Source organism: Desulfosporosinus sp. BICA1-9 (assembly GCF_000802135.1).
The window spans coordinates 52,767-79,070 of sequence record NZ_JUEE01000144.1; the positions used below are offsets into that span (position 1 = coordinate 52,767).

The 26,304-nt window shown below is 42.3% G+C and carries 20 protein-coding genes and 1 pseudogene; 11 read left to right on the plus strand and 10 right to left on the minus strand.

Annotated elements, in window-relative coordinates; genetic code table 11:
- The gene (locus JL57_RS17625; protein WP_291300223.1) at nt 1-1,404 is read left to right on the plus strand and encodes a LeuA family protein; all 1,404 of its coding nucleotides are present in this window, start codon (nt 1-3) and stop codon (nt 1,402-1,404) included.
- A 369-nt stretch (nt 1,405-1,773) separates the two neighbouring features.
- Here the strand turns inward: JL57_RS17625 and JL57_RS17630 are convergent, their stop codons facing one another.
- Entirely contained in the window at nt 1,774-2,439 is a 666-nt protein-coding gene (locus JL57_RS17630; protein ID WP_034143327.1) for a LytTR family DNA-binding domain-containing protein, read from the minus strand.
- Between the two features lie 425 nt (nt 2,440-2,864).
- Here JL57_RS17630 and JL57_RS17635 point away from each other — a divergent pair, with 425 nt between their 5' ends.
- Nucleotides 2,865-4,973 carry a sigma-54-dependent Fis family transcriptional regulator gene (locus tag JL57_RS17635; protein WP_291300224.1) on the plus strand — a complete coding sequence of 703 codons (2,109 nt, stop codon included), beginning with the start codon at nt 2,865-2,867 and terminating at the stop codon, nt 4,971-4,973.
- An 8-nt stretch (nt 4,974-4,981) separates the two neighbouring features.
- Here the strand turns inward: JL57_RS17635 and JL57_RS34730 are convergent, their stop codons facing one another.
- Complete coding sequence (locus tag JL57_RS34730; RefSeq protein WP_291300225.1) at nt 4,982-6,916, minus strand: XylR N-terminal domain-containing protein; 1,935 nt, start codon at nt 6,914-6,916, stop codon at nt 4,982-4,984.
- 405 nt (nt 6,917-7,321) lie between these two features.
- Here JL57_RS34730 and JL57_RS17645 point away from each other — a divergent pair, with 405 nt between their 5' ends.
- The 9 genes from JL57_RS17645 (at nt 7,322) to JL57_RS17680 (ending at nt 18,067) form a co-directional block, all read left to right on the plus strand.
- Nucleotides 7,322-8,830, plus strand: coding sequence for a class I adenylate-forming enzyme family protein (locus JL57_RS17645; protein WP_034143328.1), 1,509 nt, complete (start codon nt 7,322-7,324; stop codon nt 8,828-8,830).
- Nucleotides 8,831-9,299: 469 nt separating this feature from the next.
- Nucleotides 9,300-10,595, plus strand: a complete 1,296-nt coding sequence (locus tag JL57_RS17650; protein ID WP_291300226.1) for an ABC transporter substrate-binding protein — start codon at nt 9,300-9,302, stop codon at nt 10,593-10,595.
- Nucleotides 10,596-10,699: 104 nt separating this feature from the next.
- Nucleotides 10,700-11,572, plus strand: coding sequence for a branched-chain amino acid ABC transporter permease (locus tag JL57_RS17655; protein WP_034143329.1), 873 nt, complete (start codon nt 10,700-10,702; stop codon nt 11,570-11,572).
- Nucleotides 11,569-12,606: a branched-chain amino acid ABC transporter permease gene (locus JL57_RS17660; RefSeq protein WP_034143330.1), complete on the plus strand. Its 1,038-nt coding sequence runs from the start codon at nt 11,569-11,571 to the stop codon at nt 12,604-12,606. The genes JL57_RS17655 and JL57_RS17660 overlap by 4 nt, the downstream gene beginning before the upstream one ends.
- The gene (locus JL57_RS17665; protein ID WP_034143331.1) at nt 12,599-13,360 is read left to right on the plus strand and encodes an ABC transporter ATP-binding protein; all 762 of its coding nucleotides are present in this window, start codon (nt 12,599-12,601) and stop codon (nt 13,358-13,360) included. Before JL57_RS17660 ends, JL57_RS17665 begins: the two co-directional genes overlap by 8 nt.
- A complete protein-coding gene (locus tag JL57_RS17670) occupies nt 13,353-14,096 on the plus strand; it encodes an ABC transporter ATP-binding protein (RefSeq protein ID WP_034143332.1) in 744 nt (247 codons plus the stop codon). The genes JL57_RS17665 and JL57_RS17670 overlap by 8 nt, the downstream gene beginning before the upstream one ends.
- A 147-nt stretch (nt 14,097-14,243) precedes the next feature.
- Nucleotides 14,244-15,908 carry a class I adenylate-forming enzyme family protein gene (locus JL57_RS17675; protein ID WP_291300227.1) on the plus strand — a complete coding sequence of 555 codons (1,665 nt, stop codon included), beginning with the start codon at nt 14,244-14,246 and terminating at the stop codon, nt 15,906-15,908.
- Nucleotides 15,909-16,102: 194 nt separating this feature from the next.
- A complete protein-coding gene (locus tag JL57_RS34735) occupies nt 16,103-16,246 on the plus strand; it encodes a hypothetical protein (RefSeq protein ID WP_291300228.1) in 144 nt (47 codons plus the stop codon).
- Between the two features lie 57 nt (nt 16,247-16,303).
- Complete coding sequence (locus JL57_RS17680; protein ID WP_045691382.1) at nt 16,304-18,067, plus strand: adenine deaminase C-terminal domain-containing protein; 1,764 nt, start codon at nt 16,304-16,306, stop codon at nt 18,065-18,067.
- Nucleotides 18,068-18,076: 9 nt separating this feature from the next.
- Here the strand turns inward: JL57_RS17680 and JL57_RS17685 are convergent, their stop codons facing one another.
- From JL57_RS17685 to JL57_RS17715, 8 genes and pseudogenes are all read right to left on the minus strand, one after another.
- On the minus strand, nt 18,077-18,637 hold the full coding sequence (locus JL57_RS17685; protein ID WP_034143333.1) for a hypothetical protein: 561 nt from the start codon (nt 18,635-18,637) through the stop codon (nt 18,077-18,079).
- A gap of 127 nt (nt 18,638-18,764) precedes the next feature.
- On the minus strand, nt 18,765-19,751 hold the full coding sequence (locus tag JL57_RS17690; protein WP_034143334.1) for a VWA domain-containing protein: 987 nt from the start codon (nt 19,749-19,751) through the stop codon (nt 18,765-18,767).
- A complete protein-coding gene (locus tag JL57_RS17695; RefSeq protein ID WP_291300229.1) occupies nt 19,730-20,716 on the minus strand; it encodes a MoxR family ATPase in 987 nt (328 codons plus the stop codon). The genes JL57_RS17690 and JL57_RS17695 overlap by 22 nt, the downstream gene beginning before the upstream one ends.
- Before the next feature lie 43 nt (nt 20,717-20,759).
- Nucleotides 20,760-20,930, minus strand: coding sequence for a hypothetical protein (locus JL57_RS34740; protein WP_291300230.1), 171 nt, complete (start codon nt 20,928-20,930; stop codon nt 20,760-20,762).
- Nucleotides 20,931-21,110: 180 nt separating this feature from the next.
- Complete coding sequence (locus tag JL57_RS17700) at nt 21,111-22,748, minus strand: FAD-binding oxidoreductase (RefSeq protein ID WP_034143335.1); 1,638 nt, start codon at nt 22,746-22,748, stop codon at nt 21,111-21,113.
- Between the two features lie 12 nt (nt 22,749-22,760).
- The gene (locus JL57_RS17705) at nt 22,761-24,092 is read right to left on the minus strand and encodes a (Fe-S)-binding protein (protein ID WP_034143336.1); all 1,332 of its coding nucleotides are present in this window, start codon (nt 24,090-24,092) and stop codon (nt 22,761-22,763) included.
- Between the two features lie 16 nt (nt 24,093-24,108).
- Nucleotides 24,109-25,557, minus strand: coding sequence for an FAD-binding oxidoreductase (locus tag JL57_RS17710; RefSeq protein WP_034143337.1), 1,449 nt, complete (start codon nt 25,555-25,557; stop codon nt 24,109-24,111).
- 290 nt (nt 25,558-25,847) lie between these two features.
- Nucleotides 25,848-26,215 (minus strand): annotated as a pseudogene (locus JL57_RS17715) (DUF3102 domain-containing protein); the annotation flags it as partial.
- Between the last annotated feature and the right edge of the window lie 89 nt (nt 26,216-26,304).

Sequence of the window (26,304 nt, forward strand, 5' to 3'; positions counted from 1 at the left end):
ATGTTGCGTGAGCCTATTGAACAACTACTGCATAGTCCGTTGGAGTTTACGAAAGATATTAAATTTCCAGATCCTGGTGAACTTCGTATCTACGACTCCACCCTTCGCGACGGAGAGCAAATGCCTGGTGTGGCCTATACCCCTGAACAAAAGCTTGAGATTACTAAGGCTTTAAGCGATATTGGAGTTCACATTATCGACGTGGGGTTCCCCGGAGTATCAGCTACGGAACAAGAGGCTTTGCGCTTGATTATGGAAGCCAAGCGTCGTGGTGAATTACGCGCCGATCTTGAAATTGTGGTAATGTGTCGTTCGCATAAAGGAGATATTGACGCAACCCTTGAGGTTCTGAACGGGATAAATATCTCCCCAGAAGAAGTAACTTTTTTCATCTTTACGACGGCATCCAATCTACACAATAAATATAAAATTGGTAAAACCCTACTTCATAGGGAGGGTATTTCTGACGCCGAACATGAAGATCGGCCAATCGAATGGTACAAAGAAGCCAACCTGAAGATGATGGAGGAAGCAATCCGTTACGCTCGATCCAAAGGGGTAACTCATATCGAGTTCGGTGGAGAAGATGGTTCGCGAGCGGATGTTGATTATTGTATTGAACTGTTCCGTCGGGGGCTTGCTGCAGGTGGCACGAGACCTTCCTGGCCAGATACAGTAGGGGTTTTGACTCCGGAGGCAACTGCCAAATATACAGAAGAGATAGTCCAGGCAATGCCTGAGGTACCTTTATTGGTACACTTCCACAATGATTTTGGGTTTGGCACAATCAATACTATCACAGCAATTAAGTATGGTGCGAAGGCTTTCTGCACTACGGTAGCAGGCTACGGTGAACGGGCGGGAAACGCACCTCTCCACGAAGTAGTGGTTTCCTTGAAATTGCTCTATGGCATCGAAATTCCTGGTTTCAAATACGAAAAGCTGCAGGAGTTGTACCGCCTGGTTGAAAAATACGCCTGTATGCCAATCCAGGCACATTGCCCAATTATCGGACCCCATGTTTTCACGCACGAAAGCGGTATACACACGGCGGGTGTACTCATTGATCGGCGTATTTATGAGGCTATTCCATCTGAATTAGTAGGACAGAAGACCTCTTTCGTTTACGGTAAACACTCTGGCGGCCAAATTATTGAACATGGTTTACTGGGGATGCAAAAAGAACTTACGGAGTCAGGAGTCGCTATCACAAAGGAACTAATAGAAGAAGTGACTGCTGAAATGAAGCGTTTGCGGGAGGATAAATCAAAAACAGACCTTTTGCAAAAACTCATCCATATTTATCATAAAACCTTAGATTCAATAGGATTAACGGGTATAGATCTGTTCCGCGTTGCTTGTCAAATGAATGAGAAGCTTAAAAAACAAGCATTATCGAAATAAGATACTGTCGGCTACTTATACGCACCTTTCAAGATTTGCTCAAGGAAAGCTTCGTGTTTCGAACTATCATTGAGCAAACGGAAAGGTGTTTTTTTATATGCTTTCAGCTTTGAGATCTAAGCCTGACAGAACAAAGCAAGAATTTTTTCTGAGTACAGGAAATGGCCAAGGTCAGTGCGTAAGATAATCTCTTGATAACCTTCTTGAGATAGTATACAATAAAATAAAACCACCAGCTGTACAAAGCCTGTGGCTTTTATTATATATGTAAGACTTGTTCAGATAAGGTTTTGTACAACGTTTGGGTTTGGATTTCCATGGTTTAATATAAAGACCGAGGCGTAGCCTCGGTTTTTCATAAATACGACTCTAAAGACCTAACATCTCTTTGAGTATTCGGGATTTGGTCCGGCTCATTGGGATTTCGCTACGTTCAAGATCATCGACTACTATGGTGTAAGTTCCATTAAAATATGGAATGAGTTCTCGCATGCGTTGAATGTTCACTAAATAACAACGATGAGAGCGAAAAAAAAGAGTGGAGTTTAAACGTAATTCCAACTCGCGTAAGGTAAAACGGGTCAGGTAAGACTCCTTTAAGCTTTTTATGTAGACCTTATCTTTATCGGTATAGACATAGATTATTTCGTCCTGGTGTAATAGTATAATTTTACCTCTAAGTTCAACTGGTACAACTTCTAAAGGCTTAGGTGGAATAGTTTCACGTTTAATAGGGGGCGGATTACTCTTTGGCCCAGTTAGGTTACCTTTTAATTGGCGCACTTTCAATAGCGCTTCTTCCAGTCGTTTAGGGTGAATAGGTTTAAGTAGATGCTCTAAAGCATTTAAGGCAAACGCGTATTCTTCGTGAGCTGTGTTGTAAGTAGAATCATCTAGATTCAAGATTAACTCTCGGGCTTCTAAGGCATTTGCAGCCTTGCTGACGACTTGAACATTCTCAAAGGGCTGGAGTAGGTTGCGAAGTTCTTGACTGTCGGAGCATTCGTCATCTACCAGTATGGCACGAAGCTTCAAGCTGATCCCTCATTTCTTCCATCCAAAGCCAGCGCTGTCAGAATAACTAATTCGTGCGAAGACAGTGTCTTCAAGATGACTAATACGTGCGAAGTCAGTGTCTTCGTGGGCGCTAGCAAAGTTTTCTTTAGCTTCTCCGAAAAATATATTGGTTGGTGACATCAGCAAAAAAGGTTTGCACAAGATTATATTTCAGACTAGTCTGTCCAATTTGAATATTCAGTTAATTATATATAGAAGTATCATGCCATGTAATGACCCCGTTTGTCAAGATATGATTTTGAAAACTAGTCAACACTTTCCTCATAATAAGGTCTTATTTGCTACTTTTGCGTAAATAAACTCGAATAACCCTTTAAGAAAGAGGTGGAAGACTTGTATCTCCAGCAAAGATTAGAAAAAAATTTGGAGACTAGGGTACAGTTATGATGTGGGTGGAAGAGGTCATGACCCAGATTCCTGTTTGTCTTAGCGAGAACAATTCTTGTTTGGAGGCATTACAAAGGCTTATCGAAGCTAATTCTTCTGGCTGGCCTGTGGTGGGTAAAACCGGTAATTTGATAGGGATAGTTACAATGAAGACCCTTGTCGAGAGAGTAATCGATAATAACAGTTCATCTGCACAACTGAGTTGCCTTGAGGCGGTGGAACGTGATCCAGTGGTTATTAAGCCGTCTCTGCGTCTAGGTGAGGCATGGGCTTACCAATTTAATTTGGCTGTGGTCATTGAAGAGGATGGGCAGATCGTTGGAGTTCTAAGCCGTGCGGACCTGGCGGTTGCTTTATATCAAGAAGCCGAATTCCAGGTGAAAGAACTGGAAGCGGTACTAAGCTCTGCGCATAATGGTATTGTAGTGATCAATAGCGATGGGATGATAAATTCATTTAATAGGGCAGCTGAACGATTTACTAGGGTTTCTCGTGAAAGAGCCATTGGTCGCCATGTCTTAGATGTCTTAGTGCCTCTTGGTCTTATGGAGACGCTAGAAACGGGAAAATCGGAGTATTCCCAAAAGTTTCGAGTGGGTAGGGGGACTTATATCATGAATAGAGATCCAGTAATCCAGGACGGTAGGATTACTGGAGCTGTTGGTGTATTTCAAGATATCTCAGAGATCGAATCGGTATCACAGGAATTGGCCACAGTTAAGGAGCTAAATAGTGAACTCGATTCAATCATTCAGTCCTCCTCAGATGGTTTATTCGTTACCGATTCGACTGGCGTAGTGCTAAGGTATAACCATACCTTTGAAAAATTGAGTCTCGGTAATGCTCAGAATTTGATTGGCAGAGCAATTCAGGAAATTGAAGAGATTACCTATGCTCATTCACTCGTTGACTTAGTTCTGCAACGCAGGAAACCGGTTACAATTATGGAAAATAAGCATAATCATAGTTTGCTTGTCACAGGTAGTCCTGTTTTCGATGAAAAAGGAAAGCTTATGAGGGTTGTAATAAACCTTAGAGATATGACCAGCCTTAATCAACTCCGACAGGAACTAATTGATGCTAAACGTTTAAGTGAACAGTACCACCAGGAGCTATCCGAATTGCGTAATCGTCAGGAGACAGGGGGAATGATAGGCACTGGTCCTGAGATGGAACGCGTATTCGAATTAATTAGGCGAGTAGCTAAGGTCGATTCTACCGTGCTTTTATTCGGAGAATCAGGTGTCGGCAAGGAAGGTATAGGGAAGCTTCTTCATACTCAGAGCAACCGCGCCGATGGTCCTTTTATAAAACTAAATTGCGGGGCAATACCAGAGCATTTGTTAGAATCGGAACTCTTTGGATATGAGTCGGGAGCGTTTACGGGGGCCCGTCGAGAAGGCAAGATCGGCATGTTCGAGCTAGCTCATAATGGGACGATTTTGCTCGACGAAATTGGTGATTTTCCCCTTAATCTTCAGTCTAAACTTTTGAGGGTTCTTCAAGAACGGGAAATTGTTCCCGTTGGAGGGGCAAAACCGCGCCAAGTCAATGTGCGAATCCTAGCTGCTACACACAAGAATCTTGAAGAGATGATCAGGGCGGGGCAATTTAGAGAGGATCTGTACTTTCGATTAAATGTAGTTCCGATTGTGATACCGCCTTTGCGTCAACGGCAAGAGGATATCATTCCTCTAATCTATCATTTCCGAGATAGATTTAGTAAGAAGTACGGTTTTCAACGAGAATTCTCTCCCGAGGTAATTGAGGCTTTTCTGCAGTATGATTGGCCAGGTAATGTTCGAGAGCTAGAAAATATGGTTGAGCGATTAATGGTGGTTTCGGCCGGAGAATTAATTCTAGTATCTCAGTTACCTATTCCTTTTAAACGGAGTGCCAGTGAATTAAGAGGAGTATCAGTGAATTCCTTAATGCCCTTGAAAGAAGCGGTAGATGAAGTTGAACGACAACTTATTGACAGGGCCTTAGAGAAATATGGTAGTACTTATAAGGCTGCCGCCGCCTTGGGCGTAAATCAGTCAACGATCGTTCGCAGAATGGCTCGTTTTCGACGGGCCGCCGCTGAGTCGTCTGTTCGACATTAGACAAGCTTTTAAAATTTAATTTTGTCCTCTCCTACTAATTCAAGGATGTTTACTGCTAAGTGCAGATTAAAGTAGGCTTGACCAGCCTTAATATCCTGCCCAGTAATTTCTTCAATTCGTTGTAATCGATATTTTAAACCACTTATCGACATATTCATAGATCTTGCTGTTCCTTCCACATTACCGCGGTGACTAAGAAACTCTTGAAGTGTAGGCATAAGTTGGGTTTGATAGGTTTTATCATAGGATAAAAGAGGGCCTATTTGGCTGTTAGCAAATTCGTATAAGTCCTTAGGGTCCAAGGCGTTAAAAAGCAGAGCATGAGTACCGAATTGTTCAAGTGAGATTACTTGGCTTTGGTTTTTTAGAGTTTTTCCAATTTCTAAGGCCTTTTTCGCAGATAGAAGGGAATGGCGAAAATCTGTCAGCTTTAGGCAACAACTTCCAATTCCTATCGATAGTGTAATCTTAGGAAAACGAATAGAGACTTGTTTGATGATCTCTTTAGCTAGTTGCCTAGTGGCTTTTTCTGAACAATCTAGCTCTTGCAGTTGGACAAGCATGATTAAATTATCGCTTTTGTTGACGACCATTCCTTTTCCTAAACGCTTCAAGGATAATTGAACTGTGTTGACTAACTCAGTTTTGAATTGCAAGATTCTCTCTTCATTTTGATCGAAAGGTTTTACTACTGAGGTAAAGTTTTGGATATCTAAAACAAGAACCCGATGAGGAAGGGTAATATCATAATTAAGTCTTTGCGCTCTATTAATGATAGAATTGGAATCAGAGATATTTTCTGATAATAAGTCATCAACAAAATCACCCTTTAATCGCCTTTCGACGCCGGCGATTTTTTTTTGCTCTAATATAACTAGAGCAAAAACACTTGCGGCATGCTCTAAATCGATATTCTCCAATTCCGAAAAGGGTAAGTCTGTACGAAGTAAGGATACAAAACCAAGCAGTTCATTGCCAACTAAAATTGGTGAAACTAAACGACAAAGAAAAAAATCTTTAAAATTATCAGTTATTTGAAAGGGACGCTTTTGTTTCAGGAAAAAAGCGGAAGTTTTATTGAAGTAAGGGCTGGCCAAAATCGGAAGGTAAGAAGTCAGAAGATCATGGGTGACAGATTGATCTGGAAAACAAGTGGATTGTGGGACTAAATTGTTATCTTCCAAAACTACAATACATTTCATTAGCTTAGCAAGAGTGGAGGTGATATCTTCTATCCCTTTGCCATTAAGAATGCATTGAGTCAGCTGTTCATGAATAGTGACTGTCCGTTCCAGAATTTTGTTTTGAATCGTAATTCTTTGATGAGCTGCTTCCAGTACTTCGCTGATTTTACTAACTTCATAATAGGCTAGTTCTGGGATTATCTCATCGCCCCAATCCTCAACCGTCTTGCCAATATAAGTACATTGAGCATCACCCTGCCCTACACATTGTACTTCTTTATAGATAACCTTCTTCCCTGTGCGAGCAGAACTATAGCCACTAGCATATCCCACCGAATTCCAGCACACTGGTTCATGGTGTTGACCAAAATGTAGTAAATGTTGTTCTGCCTCATAGGAATTTGTCCAATGCCCTTTATAATAGGTGGCACCTGTCTGTTGATCTATATGACAAAAGAACTCGTTTAAGGCAAAGCCAGTTAGAGTATGTATGATGGGGCCGGTAAATATTCCCTCCTGATCTTCATCCCATTGGAACTGTTTTTTTATACTCGTATATGCTTGAAAGCCACAGGACCAGCCATAACGAATCAGGAAACCTTTAGCCCTGTCCATACCCAATGTATCGATTAAATCTTTACGCAACATTCCTAGGGAAGCAGCATCAAAGATCACTACGCGAGAGCCTTTTAAGAGGATTTTGCCTTGTTCAGGTAGGAATTCAAGTAGTTCTCCTAAACGTAATTCGGAGACTCTCATCTCATACCTCCTTGTATTCTCTGAGGATCTATTAATTAATTATACCAAATATTTAGATAATTGCTATAATTTCTTAGAAGATTCGTTAAATGGAAGCAGGTGAAAGATATTCTAAATTTACACCTGCTTCAGAGGAGTTGTAAAAAATATCTTTGTGCTATACTTTATATATTCAGATAATTTTAAAAACATTGGCAATTGAAATAATAGACCAATCAAGCTATTAGATCAAATTTTATTAATTGCTTATACCCAGCATGCTATGACTTAATTTAGGAGGTGATAAATGGTTTCTATCCTATTGGTTCTATTTTTATAAGCTTACAATAGAAAAATATAATTATTAGGAACAAGATGGGACATTTTGAAGAATTTACAACTGGTTCCGAGGAGGAGTGAAGTTAAATGAACTTATCCCTAATAATTGAAAAGCATATTAATAGAATTCCTAATAAATTAGCAGTAATATCGGAAACCACGAACTACAGCTGGATAGAATTTAATCATCAGGTTAACAAGATGGGTAACGCTTTAAAGAAGTTGGGAGTCAGTAAAGATGACCGTGTTGCACTTTGTTTACCTAATTCGCCGGAATATCTTGTGAGCTATTTTGCTATTGTTAAGCTTGGAGCTATCGCGGTACCCTTCAATTGGATGTTTCAAAGCCCTGAGATCATGTATATTGTTAATAATTCCGAAGCAAAATTTTTAATTTGTTTAGCTGGGGAAACGATGGACAAAGTATTGAAGATTCGAGATAAAACCCCTTTACTTGAAAAGATTGTTTCGGTAGGGGAGAGTAGTCAGACGGATGTCATATTTTATCACCAAATGTTAGAGGGGGAGTCGGAAGACCTTACGCCAGTTGATTGTGCTCCGGATGACATAGTAACAATCCTTTATACTTCAGGAACAACCGGACAACCTAAAGGAGCAATGCTTAGTCACAGTAATTTTTATAGTAATGCGGAATTAAATGCTTGTTATGTACTCATGGTCAGTGACCAAGACCGTTTTTTTACAGGCACCCCTTTTTGTCACATCTTTTTTGTCCTGACTGTTTTAGGGCCGATGTACAAGGGGGCGGCTATTGTAACTATGCCGCGGTTTTTTCCGGATAAGGCTTTAGAATTGATTTCAGAGTTTAAAGTCACCCATTTCGCTGGAGTGCCGACAATGTACATCTATATGCTACAAACTTATTTAGAAGATCCTCATAAGTACGATTTGAAGGCTTGGCGTTTCGCCCAGTCGGCAGGTGCAGCTATGCCCGCCGAATATATTCCAAAAATTATTGAAACCTTTGGGACTGGATTTTGTGAATGTTATGGTTCAACGGAAACAAGTGCTACCTGTACCTATGGACGGTTAGAACATGGGAAAGCTGGTTCGATTGGTTTGCCTGCCGATACTTGGGAAGTTATTGTCAAAGATACTCAAAATAATCCTGCGTTACAAGGAGAAGTCGGCGAAATCGTAGTTAAAGGACCTGGTCTTTTTAAAGGATATTGGAAAATGCCTGAAGCCACTTCAGAAGCAGTTATTGACGGTTGGTTCCATACTGGAGATCTTGGGATGGTTGATGAGGACGGCTATTTATATATCGTTGATCGTAAAAAGGATATGATAATCTGTGGAGGTTACAATATTTATCCAAGGGAGATTGAAGAGGTTTTGTATACCCACCCAGCAATTTTAGAGGTTGCAGTAATAGGAGTTAGAGATGATGTTAAGGGCGAAATCCCTAAATCGTTTGTTACTCTTAGACCGGGCCACCTAATTAATGAAGCAGAAATTATTATTTTTTGTAAGAAACGAATTGCGGCTTATAAAGTTCCTCGGATTGTAGAATTCGTTAATGAACTACCAAAAAATACGAGTGGTAAAATCTTGAAGAGAGTTCTTGCTAATTAGAAAAGTAATATGTTGAAAAAGGGATTTTGGCACTACTTTTGAAATTTTTATTTTGTCAATTTAATAAAGGAAGTATAGTATAGGTAAATATTATCATTAAGTTTTTCAAAAGAGAAGCACGCTAATCGTTTGCTTCTCTTTTTGATAAAGCTATCAATATTTATCCTCTTAACAAAACTCTCGAGATATTCTAACCCGACCGGGCAGGTCTTTACTTAATTTAAGCCTACAAAAATATTGAGCTGAATTATAATATTAGGGCTTCAATTCGTATGAAGCAGGTGGAATTTTCTGAAAATATTAAACCTATTCAGAGGTAGTAATTTATTACTACACATGGTACGATTTTAAAAGAATAATCAGAAAATTTGTAAAATATAATGTATTATGATTATTACAGGTGGTGGTATAAAAGATAATATTAACATATTAATTAGTTCCTAAGAAAATATAATTGAGGAGGAAAATTATGAGAAAGAAAACTTTAGCTCTTGGTGTAAGTCTATTATTTATGATGAGTATGCTATTAAGCGTAACTGGGTGTAGTCAAAAGCCCGCTACTACCCCCGCCGGCACAGAGAAAAAGGCGGACTCAATTATCTTAGGTGTTGCAACTTCCTTAGGCCAATTCGATGCGGCTGGAGCTCATAAAGCGGCGCAACTAGCCGTGGACGAAATAAATGCTAGTGGTGGCGTGGATGTTGGTGGTACCAAACGTCCTTTTGAAATAGTCTCAATCGATACCAGAGATGCTGAACCTTCAATCCCTGTAACAGATGCCTTGGCAGCCATCGAAAAACAAATACTGGAAAAGAAACCTACTGCGATGGTTGTTGGAGTTTTACGTTCAGAGGTCCTTCTCTCGGCCATGGATATGATCGCTAAATATAAGGTTCCATACTTGGTGTCAATTGCAATGACCCCTGATTTTGAAAAGAAGGTTGAATCAGATCCAAAATACAAGTACTTGTTTAGAGTCGGTCTAAGTTCTCCGTATCTCGTAGGTAATTTATCCGAAAACTTAGCTTATATAGGTAAAAAATTCAATTACAATAAAGTATATTTCGTAAATCAAGATGTAGCTTGGGCGAAAGGGACAAATACCGCGCTTGCAGCTTGGGCTAAAGCTAACGGCTGGACTATTGTTGGGCATGATTCTTACCCAACAGGAGCTTCAGACTTCTCCTCTACGCTTAACAAAGCAAAATTGGGTGGTGCTCAACTCATTGTTCCCCTCTTTGATATGCCTGAGTCTGCCAACTTAGTTAAACAAGCTACTGCCATGAAAGTGCCAGCTCTGTTCGCAGGATTTATTAGTTCAGCTGCTCCAGAATCAGCTTCGAAAACCTTTGGTTCAGATATCAATGGTTTAGTTAATTTCCTCTTTGAAAACGCCTCTATACCAATCAATGCGCTTCCTAAGAGTATTCCATTTAACGAGGCTTATGGCAAAAAGTTTGGCGAAGCAGAACGCGCTAAAATTACGGGTCATGGGGCAGGGCCAGCGTATGATTCCGTCTATATTGTGGCTGAAGCTATTAAAAAAGCCGGATCACTGGATGCTGACAAAATTGTTGCCGCTCTTGAGCAAACAGATATGGACGGTTTGATTGGCCATCTCAAATTCAATAAGAACCATCAAATTATTTATGGCGCTGATCCGAAAACAACTGCTGTCAGTATTGCGTTCCAATGGGTTGATGGCAAAAGGGTACCAGTATACCCTGCAGCTATCGCCGAAGGGGAAATCGTACTACCTAAATAACGTTTCGTATAAGTTAAAGAGATAGAGTAAGGGCTTAATTACAATTTAAGGAGCGTTTTTAATCAAAAAACGCTCCACCATTTTTTCGGGGGTGTTTGTAAATCATGGTCACTAACTTTCTAATCTACGGTTTAGTTAACAGTGCAATACTAATGCTCTCAGCCATTGGGTTTAGCCTAACCTTCGGTTTAAGCGGGGTAGCAAATTTTGCTCACGGTGCTATGTATCTTACCTCAGGCTTTACTGCTTGGATGCTGATCAACTATTTAGGCTTATCCCCTCTGGTGGCCATGCTTCTAACGGTTGTGCTGATGGGAATCTTAGGAGCCCTGATCTACCGAGTTATCCTAATGCCTGTACGGGGCATCGTCTTATCCGAAGTCATTTCAACCTTTGCCTTAGGTGTTGCTTTGATCGAATTCTTCCGCTGGAAAGGTTTTACGAGTTTCGATTTTAGTCTACCCCCTTTTGTGAAGGGGAGTATCGACATTTTCGGGGTGACGATTGATTATCAACGTTTGATTATCATTGGCATCGCTTTGATAATTGCGCTATTCTTGTGGTATTTCACTCATTATACCAAGACTGGTTTAGCCTTAAGGGGCATGGCTCAAGACGAGTATACAGCTTTAAGTATCGGTATTGAATCGGATTGGGCGGCCATGCTCAGCCTGGGGTTAGGCGCGGCCTTAGCGGCTATCGCAGCAATTGCCATATTACCGCTAGGCATCATTTCTATTAATTTAGGCTACGAGATTTTTCTAATTGCTCTGGCTGTTTCAGTTCTTGGTGGCTTGGAAAGCACATTGGGTCTTTTTGTAGGAAGTCTGATTCTTGGTTATGCCATGGTCATAGCAAGTACCTATCTCGGACCCCAGTGGGGTCAAGTCGTATACCTCGGTGCCATAGTCGTTGTTTTAGCGATTAAACCCTCAGGCTTATTTGGCAAATATAAAGAATTGGAGGAGAGAGTGTGAGGACGAATACTAGTCACCGGAAAGAACGCATTGATCGTGGCATAAAAGTAAGATCAGATGATATTTTTGTGCTAGCCTCCATGCGTGATCTCCTCTACGTTATTTTACCTAAAGCGATCGTCATTTTAGCTATGTTCATCCTTCCCTTGTTAAAAGATGTGGTTGGGATGTATTGGTTAAACGTGTTAGTTACAACATTAGTGATTATTCTGTTGGCCTTAAGTTGGGATTTGCTAGCGTCTGCAGGCTTAGTATCTTTAGGGCAAGCCTTCTTCTTTGGAGTTGGAAGTTATATCGCTGGTTACCTAAGCTTTAGATTCGGTTGGTCGCCACTTTTCACTATCCCCACAGCTACCCTAGTCGGGGCCATTATATGTGCACTTTTTCTTTATCCTGTCTTGCGCCTAAGAGGAATCTATTTTGGTCTGATTACCTTTGCTTTACCCCTGTTGTTTGGTAGGTTAATAGAAGCAACTAAAGTGCTGGGTGGAACCGAAGGGATGAGTGCTCTCCCCCCGCTTCACGGAATAACAGGTAAACTTTATCTGCTCATGTTTGTTGTCTTACTCACGCTGTTTGGCTTCCGAAGATTGATTTCATCTAATTATGGTTTAGTTTTTCAAGGGATCCGAGATAATGATCGAGCGGTTATTGCTGCTGGTTATAATATCCAATGGTATAAGACCCAAGCAGTATTTATAGCTGCTTTACCCGCTACCTTTGCAGGAGCTTTTGTGGCTCACCACTTCCAGTTCGTGGGTATACCCGCCTTTGCTATGGATTACTCCATCCTCCCGCTAACGGCAGTCGTCGTAGGTGGAGCCGGGACATTTATCGGTGGGGCCTTGGGAGCTGTAATCTTAATGCCACTTTCTGAAATATTACGAGAGTTTGGCTCACTTAGAGTCGTTATATATTCGCTTCTCCTCTTGATATTTTCTATCGGTTTGCCTGAAGGACTCTTTAAATATATTAAAAGAAAGTACAGCCAAATTGAACGATTGACAACGATGGAGGAAGTAAAGCATGATTGAACCTATTATCAAAATCTCCAATCTTTGCAAAAGTTTTGGTGGGACGAAAGCGACGAATGACGTTAGTTTTGAACTTAAACCCGGTGAGGCCTTAGGGATTATTGGCCCTAATGGTTCAGGCAAGAGTACCCTGATTAACTTAATAAGCGGTTTTGTCAAGCCAGACAAGGGACAAATTCTTTTCAAGGGAATGAGTATCACAGGCATGGCTCCTCATAAAATTGTTAATTTAGGAATTGCGCGTAGTTTCCAGATGTCCCGGCCCTTTTATAACATGTCCGTCTTTAAGAACCTGATTATTCCCATTTCTTCACCACGGGCCAGGAAGTTAAGAGGAGGGAAATATGGTGACCTAGATGAAGCTGCCATTCACCTCTTAGAAGAAGTGGGCTTTGAGCGGGATTCCCAAGTCCCATATAAAGAGGCAGGTGCGCTGCCCCACGGATATTTGAAGAGACTTGAATTAGCCCGTTGTTTAGCTTTAGAGCCCGACATCGTGATCTTGGACGAATTATTTTCTGGGATGAGCATGTCGGAAATAGCCAGTGTCGTCCCGCTTCTAGAACGCATAAAAAATGAAGGAAAGACACTGATCATGGTTGAGCATCGTCTTACGGAACTGTTCAAAATAATTGATAAAATCATTGTTTTAAACTTTGGTATGAAAATAGCTGAGGGCCTCCCCCGTGACGTGATGACTCAAGAAGATGTGACCAGTGCCTACCTGGGAAGCGAGGTGAAAACTGGTGCTTAAAGTTAATAATTTAATGGTTTTCTATGAGAATGCCTTAGCCGTTAACGATTTAAGTTTTGAAATTAAGCAAGGTGAAATCATTGGACTTTTTGGTTCGAATAGTGCCGGAAAGACAACCATTCTAAATACTATTTCGGGACTAACCCATCACTTAAAAGTACGTGAACAACGCAAGGGTGGCACAAGAATCACCATTTCTGGGAGCATCAATTACCTTGATACAGATATTATGTCCTTGAAACCGCGGGATAGGGTAGAGCTTGGCATCATCCTCTGCCGAGAAAGGCATCCTGTCTTTCGAGATAATACCGTTGAAGAAAATTTAAGATTAGGTGGTTATTTACGTAAAGATAAAGAAATCAAGGAGAGCATGCAGTTTGTCTATGAACTTTTCCCCCCCTTAATTAAGCTAAGAAAGAATAAGGCTGGAATGTTAAGCGGAGGAGAAAAAGAAATGGTAGCCATTGGCATGTCCTTAGTGGCAAAGCCTAAATTATTACTGATGGATGAACCATTGCTGGGTTTAAGCCCACATATGCAAGCAGAAGTTGTGAGAGCTACACAAGAGATACGCAAGCATGGTGTCACGGTGATGATGTCTGAGCAGTATGCTAGACCGATTATGCCTATTATAGACAGGGGCTATATTATTGAGAACGGAACTTTAGTCATGACGGGTACCGGTCCAGAATTGATGGATAATCCTGAAGTTAAATCGGCCTATTTTGGAACTTAATTCAGAAGTAAGAAACCAGAGCTCAGATGATCAGAAGCAGAGGGCAGATGCCGGAGGTTAGAGGCCAGAGGGCAGAAAGATAATGATGGATAGCGCTGAAAAGTAACTCATAGGATAAGATGAGGCCGGCGAGACGGCAGGGGAGATATGCGAAGTAAAGGGGTGGGTTTATTGTCCGGACAGTCTTGTAAGTCAATCAGTGAAGTATTCAAAAACTCTGTAGAAAAATCGTCCTCCCGCTCAGCTTTAATCTATCTTGGAGAGAACTATAGTTACAATAAAATGAACACCATGATAGAGCAAATAGCTGGTTCTCTCTATGAACTGGGCGTTAAGCAAAATGATAAAGTGATTATTTACGCACCTCATTGCCCTCAGTGGGTGATTGCCTGGTTTGCTATTCTCAGGCTTGGTGCGATAGCCATACCGGTGACCCATTTTTACGGCCCCAAAGATCTCAAATATATAGCCAATGATAGTGGAGCTGAAACCATCTTTTGTATGGACACTAATTATGGCTATATCGATAGAATCGCTGCAGATACTAAAATTAAGCGGATTGTTGTCTGCACGTTAGTAGATCTTATACCCCCCTGGAAAAAATTAGTTGGACACCTGTTAGATAAAATCCCTACTGGAAAATTCGATTCTCAAGGTAGAAACATCTATACCTTCCCAGACTTGCTTAAGCGTAATGCTCCTCCTCCACCCCTTCCGAACTTGACGGGCAAGGAAATTGCCGAAATACTTTATACCGGCGGCACGACAGGATTTCCTAAGGGAGTCCCCATCTGTCATGCTCTTTTAATAGAAAGTTGTACTGAACAAAGGTCGTTGAGCTCATCACTCATACCGATCGGTGAAGACATCGTTCTTCAAGGGTCGCCTCTCTATCACATCCTTGGTCAAGCCGTTGGCTTCGGTGCCTTATTTACGGGCGAAACCTTGGTTATACTTCCCAAAATGTGTCTCGATGCCATCTTTGATCATTTTCAACGCTATAAAGTTAAGACTTTTTTAGGAACTCCGACCATGTACCGAATGATTTTAGAACATGACCGCATTGACCAATACAATTTAGGAAGCCTCCAATATGTATTTTCGGGCGGAGATGTTCTGCCGCAAGAAGTGGCTAATAGGTGGCTCAAAAAATTTGGCAAACCACTCTATCAAGGCTATGGCGCTACGGAAACCTGCGGGGGGGTTTCGGGACCTCGCCCGAAGGAAGAAACACCGAATGGTACAGCGGGCAAATTCGTCTCCTTTCAAAAGAGTAAAATTCTCAATTCAGATACCTTAGAAGAAGTCCCAGTAGGTCAACCAGGTGAACTGTTTATAGCTTCGGAAAACATGGTCTCTGGTTATTGGAACAAACCTGAGGAAACAGCGATTCATTTTGTGAATATTGATGGACAAATATGGTACAAAACTGGGGACATTGTCCGGATTGACGAACAAGGCTGGCTTTTCTTCTTAGATCGGTCGGTTGATGTTATAAAGCATAAAGGGTATAGAGTTGCAGCTTCTAAAATTGATACAGTACTCCAAGAACACCCCGCTGTGATTGCTGCTTGTACAATAGGAATTAAAGATGCAGCAGTTGGGGAAAGAATAAAGTCCTTCGTAATCTTTAAGAAAGATGTCAGAGGGGTTAGCGCCTACGATCTCATTAAATGGTGTCAAGAACGTTTGAATTCTTATGAGGTTCCCCAATATATTGAGTTTCGTGATATGTTGCCCAAATCTAAACTTGGGAAAATTCTCAGAAGGGAATTACGAGACGAGGATCGTCGTAAAATGGAAAATACTTAATGGTAATAAATAACCAATCAGAGGGTACGATGAAAAATCTTTTCATCGTACCCTCTGTAATGATTTCCAATCGATACCCCGAATTTCGACGTGTAGAAAGTAAAAAATTCTGATTATTCCATACTATTCTATACTATTATATAATATAATATATATATACTATAATGGAATGTCATGATTTTGGGAGGATTATCGTGAATGTACCACCTATAGAAGAATTAAAAAAACGACTGGCAGGCTTACAAGGCTCTTTAGCCAGCAAGGGGTTATCTAGTGCCTTAATTTTTCAAAATGCTGATCTCTATTATTATACTGAACTATATCGAGAGAACTATTGATGGTTATGGATAGTGCTTAGAATAGAAGAATGTTTATGAAGAGGGAGAGGGAACAAAATGAAAATCTCTATTCAAACCGATGAGATTTTGCGTCTACAACGGGTCGCTTTAGGTAAAGAGGCGGCTGATCTCATTTTATCCGGAGGGACTGTGCTAAATGTTTATACTGGGGAACTGCTTCCGAATTACGAAATTTTGGTTTCGGGTGAACGTATTGCCTATGTAGGACCTGACCAAGGATTTCCTACAGGTCCAGAGACTTTACGGCTTGATGTCCGCGGACAAGTAGTGATTCCGGGGCTTATTGACGCTCATTGCCACCTGGATTATTGGCTGGGGTTAAGAGAATTTGTCGCTTTTGCCCTTCCTAAGGGCACGACAACGGTGATTACCGAAACCACTGAGGTAGCCAATGGCATGGGTATAGAAGGTGTGCGGGCGTTTGTGGCGAAATTACCCACCTATCCCCTGAGAATTTTCGCGACAGCCCCAGTTATTACCTTTCTTTGTTCACTTAGAACAAAGAAGCCAGCAGTTAGCGTGGCTGAAATGTTAGAAATTCTAGAATACCCAGAAATATTAGGCCTGGGAGAGGTATATTGGTCCCGTGTGGTGGGTGGTGCAGTGGAGGAAGGTCTAAACACGTTAGTCTCCAAGGCGCGTTCTCTAGGTAAAACGGTGGAAGGGCATGGTGCCGGAGCCAGAGATGGCAGGTTAAATGCCTTCGTTGCCTATGGAGCAGATAGCTGCCATGAGTCGATAAGTTCTGAAGATGTGCGAGCTAGGTTGCGCCTAGGTTTAGCGACGATGATTCGCGAAGGTTCGATCCGCCGTGAGTTGGAAATCGTTATACCAGAGCTAATCAAGCTGGATATCGACTTGCGTCGAGCTATCTTGGTATCCGATGATGTATGGCCCCACCATTTAGTTAAATATGGGCACATGGATTATATTGTGAATAAGGCGATAGCTTCGGGATTGAATCCCATCACAGCGATTCAGATGGCCACTTTAAACCCAGCGGAACATTTTCACCTTGATGCTGATCTAGGCGGGATTGCCCCAGGAAAATACGCTGATCTAGTGGTTATTCCTACAATTGATAAGATTGATGCCCAAGTGGTTATCATTAAGGGTCGGTTGGTGGCCCAGCAAGGGCGACTGGAAATTGATCTACCGGCTGAGTATTATCCTGCTGAGTTTAGCCACAGTCTCAAACTTCCCACCGTGGCACCTGAGTTCTTTCAGATTACGGCCCCTGGTACTAGTGTGCAGGCGAGGATTATTTCGATGGTAACAGAAATTGTCAACCGAGAGGTTCTTCTAGAAATGCCAGTGCATAATGGATTGCTCCAACTGAGAGATGATATCTTAAAAATTGCAGTCATCGATCGTTTTGAAGGGACGGGCAACAAGGCTCTCGGCTTAATTAAAGGCTACGGTCTGCGGCAGGGGGCGTTTGCGATCAGTGCGTCCTTTGATGAAGGAAATGTTGTCGTTGTCGGCAGTAATGACCTGGATATGGCCATAGCGATAAATCGCTTGCAGGAACTAGGGGGAGGGATGGTGTACTGTTGCGATGGTGTTGTGAAGGCAGAAGTGGCATTACCCATATATGGGGGAATTTCTGCGCTTCCTGGACCGCTGGTGGCTGAACGGCTGGAGTTTCTGATCAGCACCTTACAGGAGATGGGCTGTCACGTCGAAAATCCTCTTTTGACACTCTTGACAATCACTTTTACGGCTATACCTTCTTTGCGGCTCACGATTCGGGGGTATTGGCTGTCTAAGGAAAATCGAATAGTTGACCTATTCGTCTAGGAACCATCACTATCTCCTTATAATGTCCAGCATTCCATATTTACATCGAAACTTGCTCCCTGTAATAGAGCCAACTGCTTCCTCAACGACTTCTTCCTGCGGTAGAAGTTTGAGGGAAGCAGGAACCACTACAAAACCGGCTCCGGTCCAAACAATGACCATCTGTTCCGAAGGTGTCTCCCCAATACAGAGTTTTCCTTTAGAAATGGAGAGCAGAGAGGGATCGACATCAAGTAACTTGTGATTAGACTGAGAATAAAACTCATAGATTGTTTCTATCGTAATTCCCAATACTTGCAACAATTGACTAGAGAACCGGGTGACAATAGGAGTAACACCTGGGATCAATAAAAATTCATCGGTTGGAAAAAGCGGATGTGAATCGAAAGCTGCTCCAGCATCATGCTCCAATGGTGTAACAGTAATATTTCTGTTAATAAGTGAAATCTTTTCGACACCGGCTTTCACTAGCAATTCAGTTTTAATCGGAATTCCATGCGGAACAAGATAGGTATATTTATCAAGCTCCAGGACGTCAAGCGGAATATCTAATTCACGACCATAGGACAACTCAAGCACCCTCTTTCCCTAAAAAATACAGAGCGAACTCGTCAACTATAGTAGAACATCGAGTCTAACGATTGGTTGAAGCAGCATCATCAACATCAGATCCGTTAAAATATTAGTTCCCTGCACGCTATTTAAGACATACTTTTCGAACCGCATTTGCCATTTCCCCTAGATCCTTTATGTCATAAATGGCTGTTGCTGCTCGAATAAATGGGCGAACACTTTTTTCATAAGCATATTCATCGTCCTCATCATCCATAGTGCGAAAGATGAAGAAACTCTTTATTTTTCGGCTTATTTTTTTGACTTCTTCAGCTGATTTTTGAGGTTCAGCAGTAAACAAATCGGAAAGCATAAGTACGACTGTTTGAGACATGAATTTATCATGATGCTTCTCTTGTAGGGTTCTAAGAGCTGTTGCAATACTGGTTGTACCGCCCCAGTTTTTTCGAATTTTTATTAGATTGACAGTTTCTTGCCAGGTCTTCTTAAGATCTTTTGTAACACATTCCAAATCTTCGGCAAATATAAAAATCTCTTTCTTGGATAATTCCAAACCAACAGCTTGAATCAGTTGGATCAGCATCGTTATCCAGACCTGCATCGACCCGGAAGTGTCTAAAATGATGACAAGTCGAGGTTTCTTAATAACCCTAGTTTTATATTTCAGGTCAATTAAGACACCGCCAGTTTGTATGGACCGTCGCAGGGATCTCCTTAAGTCAATTTGTGTCATAATTTTACTATGCTTACGGTTCCGGGATAAACTTGTAACTAGACGCTGGGCAATTTTGCGCAGTTGTCTTCGCGCATAAACCACATCATCATCCGTTATCTCGTCTTCCTGAACAGATAAGGACCCACTCGTTAGACTCTCTTTATTAACGGCAAGATTCTTACCGGTTATAGGCCTATTTGCCAGTAGGTGATAATGAATGGACATCTTCTGAACCGGAATAGACAAGGTACTTGTGCTACTAATCCCACTACCACTAACAGCCTCTTCTCGAGTAGAAACCGCAGCAGAAAAACTAAAAATCGAAATAAGCCATTCCCAATAACACTGGCATTGATCTCTGACGACTGCGGGAATTACAGGTTTTGGCACACCCATTTCCCGCCGCCTTTCTTTGTAAACAACTCTTGATCTTCCCGGGTCTTTAAGAAAAGCGAGTTTAACTGATTCAAAAACATGGGATCCAAGCTTGGCTTCTTCATATTGACAGCAGCTTGCCCCAAGTCTAGACTTTCTGAGACGGATGGTTGCTTCAACAACTCTAAATCTTCCCGCAGTAAGTACATAGTACGGGCAATTTGCAGAGCTAAGCCAGGGCGCATACCTACGACCTTCCGCATCAGGATAGTAGCTTCCCTAGTCATCGTTGGAAAATCAAGATAAAGATAGACACATCTTCTGCGCAGTGCATCGCCAAGGTCTCTAATGGCATTAGAGGTAAGAATTACCGGAGGATGAGTTTTAGCCTTGACAGTACCGAATTCCGGGATAGAGACCTGAAAATCGGAAAGAATCTCCATCAGAAAGGCTTCGAACTCAGGCTCAACTTTGTCAATTTCATCAATCAGAAGCACAGGTGGCTTCTTAGCCTGTATTGCTGCCAAGAGCGGCCTTGGTAGTAAATAGTCTGCTCCAAAAACGTTTTCTTTTCCACCTTTCTGAATGTCAAGGATCTGTTTCTGGTAGTTCCATTCATATAGGGCTTTCCCCTCATCCAGTCCCTCATAACACTGTAGGCGAATCAACTCTGTCTTAAGGATAGTGGCCATTACTTTTGCTACTTCTGTTTTTCCACTTCCTGGTGGACCCTCAACTAGGAGCGGCTTTCCCAACTCAAGTGACATATACATCGTAAATGCCTCTTCATCCGAGCATATATAGGAACAATCTCTCCACATACTTTCTCTTAGGGACTGAGGTGTTATTGTAGTAATAACTTGATTAGGTTCCTCTTTATAGGATAATAGATCCCAAGCAGAGTCAGGAGCGTCTTGGGGGAGTATACCCGGTACATTATTTCCAATCCATTTACGTTTAATAGTTTGCCATGAAAGTCTCTTCACAAAGCCACCTCCAGGATGATAAATCAACAATGGCCGTACAGTCTCACCATTTAAATAGTCGAGCCAGATAGTAAGTAATAAGGATAGAGACAATCAGAAAAATGATAGAAATCCCGAATCGCAACCAATTGTTGCTGAAACGGCCGCTTACTGCATGTCCTGCAACCGGGAACAACATACCTAGTAAGGCAGCTAGAACAATAGCTTTCAACATACGACTGACTCTCCTATTCTTATGAGATAATAAATGCAGTCATTTATAATCCTGTCCATAACAATCACTAGACAGGATTATAAATGACTGTCACGCATAGAAGGCGATATGTCTATACATTTGACTAAGACTCAGATGGAGTTTTACTCCATCTGAGTCTATTATTATATACCAATACTCTTAATTCTCTGGCACTGGTAATTGTCCCCACTTCGGCATCGGTAATTCTTCTGGGGATTCCCAGTCCTTCGTGGATTGCATCCATGGTGCTTTATTCACAAAATCGTCATGAGCAAGAGGTACTGGCGGATGGCTGACCCACAAGGGATCAAACTCGTTCTTAATCGCCAGAAGCCACTCGTGATAGTTCGGTCCGTATTGAGGGCCTGTCAAATAAAGCGGCTGGTGAGGCCCGATAAGGGAGGTGTAGTAGCGATTCTTGATATTCATCTTAGATGTTTCAACGTAGAATTGATCCACTCCGGCGGTGTCTTCGCGATGATCCCAGTAAACTAAGAACTCGGAGTATCCCTGGTGACCTAATTCAAAGCTTTGGAACCAACCGGGATCACCAAAGTCTGGCATCAGTGGTGGAGTGTATTTTCTCTTAAGTTCTGCATAAGTCTCACCATGAATAGTAGCCTGGGTAAGAGACTCGATAATGTAGTCAACGGAGACATAGGAACCGCACATCAGCCACATACCTGCCGAGTCGGCATTTTTGATCCAAGACTCATCAGTGGGTTTGGTACGCAGTTCAATCCCACCTAGTTCTGTCATAATATCATTAAGCACTTTTTCCTGATAGATCATATCCTCTTCTGAGGTAAAACCTACGAGCAGCACTCTGACAATGTGGAAGTTCTTGATGGTTTCCTCATCTTCTTTTAACCAAATGTCCCAGAACTCCTCCTTGTCTTCTGCCTTAGAAATGGCGCGCCAGAAAAGGGGAACCTTGGTTAAAGCGGCAGCTATTTCAGCTTGGGCAATGTCGAACATAGCCTTAACTTGCTCTCTTTTGCTGGGCATACGGTAATTGATCCATTTAACCCGCTTTGGCGGTAGGGCTAGGGCTGTGTTAGGAGAGATGCCCGTCGGTATTAACGGTTCAGGCTGCCAGGGCAGGGTCTTGATAGCCATTTTGGTAACAATACCTAAGCAACCCCTCAATCCTGTAAACCCTCTTAATAGACCCCTTAGGTCAGGACCAGGGCCTTCACCCCAGAAGGGATCATCACCGCCATCGGCGAGAGAACCCATCTTGACAATTTCGCCATCTGGGAGAACAAGCTCAGTGGCGAGAATACGTCTGTGGGGAAGGCCAATCCGATGACTCAGTGGGGACCAGCCGTCACCAATCAGGTTGGCAATGGCTGAGCATTGCCCGCCGCCGCCGCCGATAACAGAATAGGCACCCTTGTCTAAGGCTTCTTGTTGAATAGAAGATAGTATGACGCCTGAACCAACATTGACACTGAAGTGTTTTTCATCCATCTCAAAATCATTCATCCGCTTCAGGTCAATGATTAGTTCATTCTCCACATGGCAGTGAGTCCGAGGGCCGTAGAAACCGGTGGAGTATGGAACATAGGGTACATTATAACGGTTGCAAATTTTGACAATCTTCTGCACTTCTTCAGTTGTCCTCGGTAAAACAACTGCATGAGGGATTGTTGTCATCACGCGTTCGTAGCCAAGACCATTTTCATACCCACCTGGGCCAGATCGGTAGCCTTCGCAGATCGCCGGATCCTCAGAAATATACTTGGAACCCACGATGACTTCAAATGCACTATAAGCATCTTTATTAATACTCATTGTTACACCTCCTTATATTTCAATTGACGCTAAGATAAGTTCAGAAATATCCATGACTTTGACATTATCGCCATCCTCTTTGGCAACCTGGGCAAAGTTAGTATTGCAGCGTGGGCAAGCAGATACAAGAACTTCAGCGCCCACTGCTTTAACTTCATCCAGTCGATGGTTAGCTGAGAACTTAGCAAGTTCAGGGAAAGCTTCTTTTGTTCCTCGACCAGCTCCGCAACAGAAGGCATTCTCGCGAACTCTGATCATTTCAACAAAATCCGCTCCAGGGATGGCATTCAACACATTTCGGGCCTGGAGGTATAGCCCCTGTCTACCGCGTCTTCTCAAAAGTCCTGGGAAGATCATGCCCATCCAACCACGTTCTCCTTTATAAGGAGTCCAAGGATCACAGAGTCTGCTCACTCCGCAGGAATCATGGTAGGTGAAGCGCATATCAACAGGTTTTGTCAATTTAAGTTTTCCATCAGCTACAGCCTGATCGGCAAACTCTATAAGATGAATGACCTCAAAGCCAAGGTCTGCTGTAGCAATATCCAGCAATTTAGGATAGTCAACCTTCCAGGTGCGATAACATTCCGCACAGCTTGTCACCAATGTTTTTGCTCCTGAAGCCTTCACTGCTGCAATATTTTCTAGGGCGATTGCCTTGGCTTCTTTAACCATACCTACAGAGTAGAGCGTGTTTCCACAGCATTTTTCATCTTTCATCAGCATGAAGCTAACTCCGGCTGCGTTGAATATCTTCGCGGTTGCTTGCGCTATACTAGGAGTGGCATAGGCTGAAGAACAGCCAACATAATAGATTACATCTGCCTTTTCCGCGACCTTGATGTCCTTGGTCAGCCACTTAACCCGGCTTTCCGAGGTACCGTATTGGTTTTGCGTTGTAGCAACATTTTGAGCAATTTTTTTGTGGGCTGGCATGGGACCAGCACCATCATCGACAGCCTTAATTCTCAAGGCCTCCAGTGTCAGACCGATTTCAAGATCAAGGTTACGTTTACAGCCGACATCACAGGCCCCACAAAGTGGGTCAGCGTAGATGATTTCCAGGAGTTTATCTGTCCATTCCAACTTTCCAGCTGCAATAGCCAAGCCTATTCTCATCTTACCCATAGCTCCGTAAGCATCGAAGTCATTCCACAAGTTACTTGGGCATCGCGTATTAAATTTCATGCCAGGATTATACGTATGTTCTACCCAATAACATCCTTTGCATTTAATGCAATGTTGCATGTCATAGATAAAATTGTTTAGGTTGGTAACTTCAAAAGCTACGGGGGTTTTGGGGGTTTCATAGCGGTCTTTCTTCATAAGATCAATTACTGACATAGTTCCTCCTCCTTTCTTAGAAACAAAGGTTTCCAGGGTTCATGATATTGGTAGGATCAAACACTTTCTTCACACGTTTCAAGGCTATTGTATAGTTACCAGCACGGTTGAATACGATTGGAGCAATCTCACCATACGGTCTAGAGAAGAAACCACCCGCATTCATTAAGGCCACTGAGGCCTCACGGTTCAGCTTGGCAATCATGGTTTTTTCTTGTTCATTTTCTGGATCATAGAAAAAGTTAAACTCCATATGACAAGCACGATTGTGTTCGATAGGCTGAATATATTTACCGATGTCTGCCAGAGGATAACCGTGTTTTGCGGCAACTTCTTCCACGACTTTAATGAAATCGGGTGCCTTATCAGGTTTTGTAATAAAGAAGATGTCTTGACATCCGCCTCTGAGACGATTTTTCCAATATTTAACGTCTGCTGGCCACGGTGTCCTAAGCATGGGGAGAAGTTTTTTATTCATACCTGGAAAACCGGGTAGCTTGTCTGAAAGAAGTATATTGGAAAATTCGTTTTTCAAAACGTCTGCCAGAAACTTCTCTTCGTAGGCAATTTTCTCTTCAGGTCTTCGCAAAAGTCCGCTGATGGTTAGAACAAGAGTCCAAGGCGGGAGTTTAGCACAGAGTGTGTCAAAGTCCTCAACCTTATCTGCAACAATACCTGCCAGATCGACATTGTTGAGGAGTAGACATTCCTGACCAATTCTTCTGGGTAGAATTCTATAGAGAAAATCCATAGCAAGTGAGAGATCATCAATGGGAGCAAACAAAATTTTGTCTATTCTGGGTATGGATTCAATTTTCATGCTCATCCAAGTAACAATACCCATAGTTCCTTGGGCACCCTGCATAAAACGATAGAAGTCAAGGCCAGGTCCGGATGGGTTAGCACCTCTTGAATGTGATTCTGGGAAATTGTTAACACTAGCTGATCCAGATCTGAATACTGTCCCATTCGCCCATACTATCTCCAGCGACTGAGTTGGCTCACCATAATCATAGACTATATTCGTCGGTACTTCTCTTTCGAGGGTATCGGTCAACACTGACCGATCTGGGCGGGGCAAAAGCGGCATAATGGGACGCATTCCCTTTTCCTTCAAGGCCTCCGTAAGCTGTTTCCAGGTTACACCCGCTTCAAACCTAACAAGGCGGTTAGAAAGATCAATTTCGAAGATCTTATTCATCCTTAGAAGATCAATCACTACGCCACCCTGCTTAGGTATCGTATTTCCATGAACATGTACTCTAGAACTGACGGGAACAACTGGGATGTTCTTTTCGTTACAGTATGTAACGACCTTGGCCACCTCTTCTGTGCTTCCTGGCCATACCACGGCATTGGCCAATCCCGAAGGAAGAAGACTTAAATCGCTCGAATAACGAAGAAGATCTTCTCTTGTATTGCTCGCGTTTTCCTTCCCAACAATCTTTGATAATTCATCCAGCATGAATAGTGTTCCTCCTTTCAAATATCAAACTAAACAATGGATTTAGCTTTCTGGAAGGGATTGCCATTTGCCCCTTCACTTGATTAATAGGGAAAAGGTTTTATTATAAATACACCTCCACTATTGTCCTATGCGTACTTTTTTATAGTTAAATTATACTAATAGTCATCTGTAACATCTATTGACGTATTATTACAAACATTCTAGTAAACTGGCCTTGTTATTGTTAACTCTATACAAAGAGGTCCGGCTGCCAGTATTTTAGCAGTCGGACCTTTTTTACTAACTCCTACATCATGCTGCAGGATAAATTTCTCCCGCTCATCTTCCGGAATCCCCAGAAGGAGAAGGGCCTGGTAGTAGATCAAATTCGTCGGCGCCGACGAATTTGACCTCGCCGTCATCGCCGGAAGCGAATAGTTTATCTCCATATTCTTCAAAGAGCTGCATTAGCCTGTTGGCTGTGCGCTGGGAATAGCTCACCGATTCGACCAACCATTTCCCCCATTCTCCATGCGGGAGCAAGGCCTTGGCCTCCTTCAGGCGCTTGCCGATCTCGATGGCATTGGTAAGCATGATTTTACAAGTCTGTTGTTTGATCCTATTAATCTCAGCCGCGATGACTTAGCGGCGTACGTTCAGTGATTGGTTCATTCATTTTGATTCCCGCCTTTTTGGTAGCTTTAATTACAGCATACGTAGACGGGCTTCGGATGGTGAAGGCTTGGGTATAAACCTATCAAATCA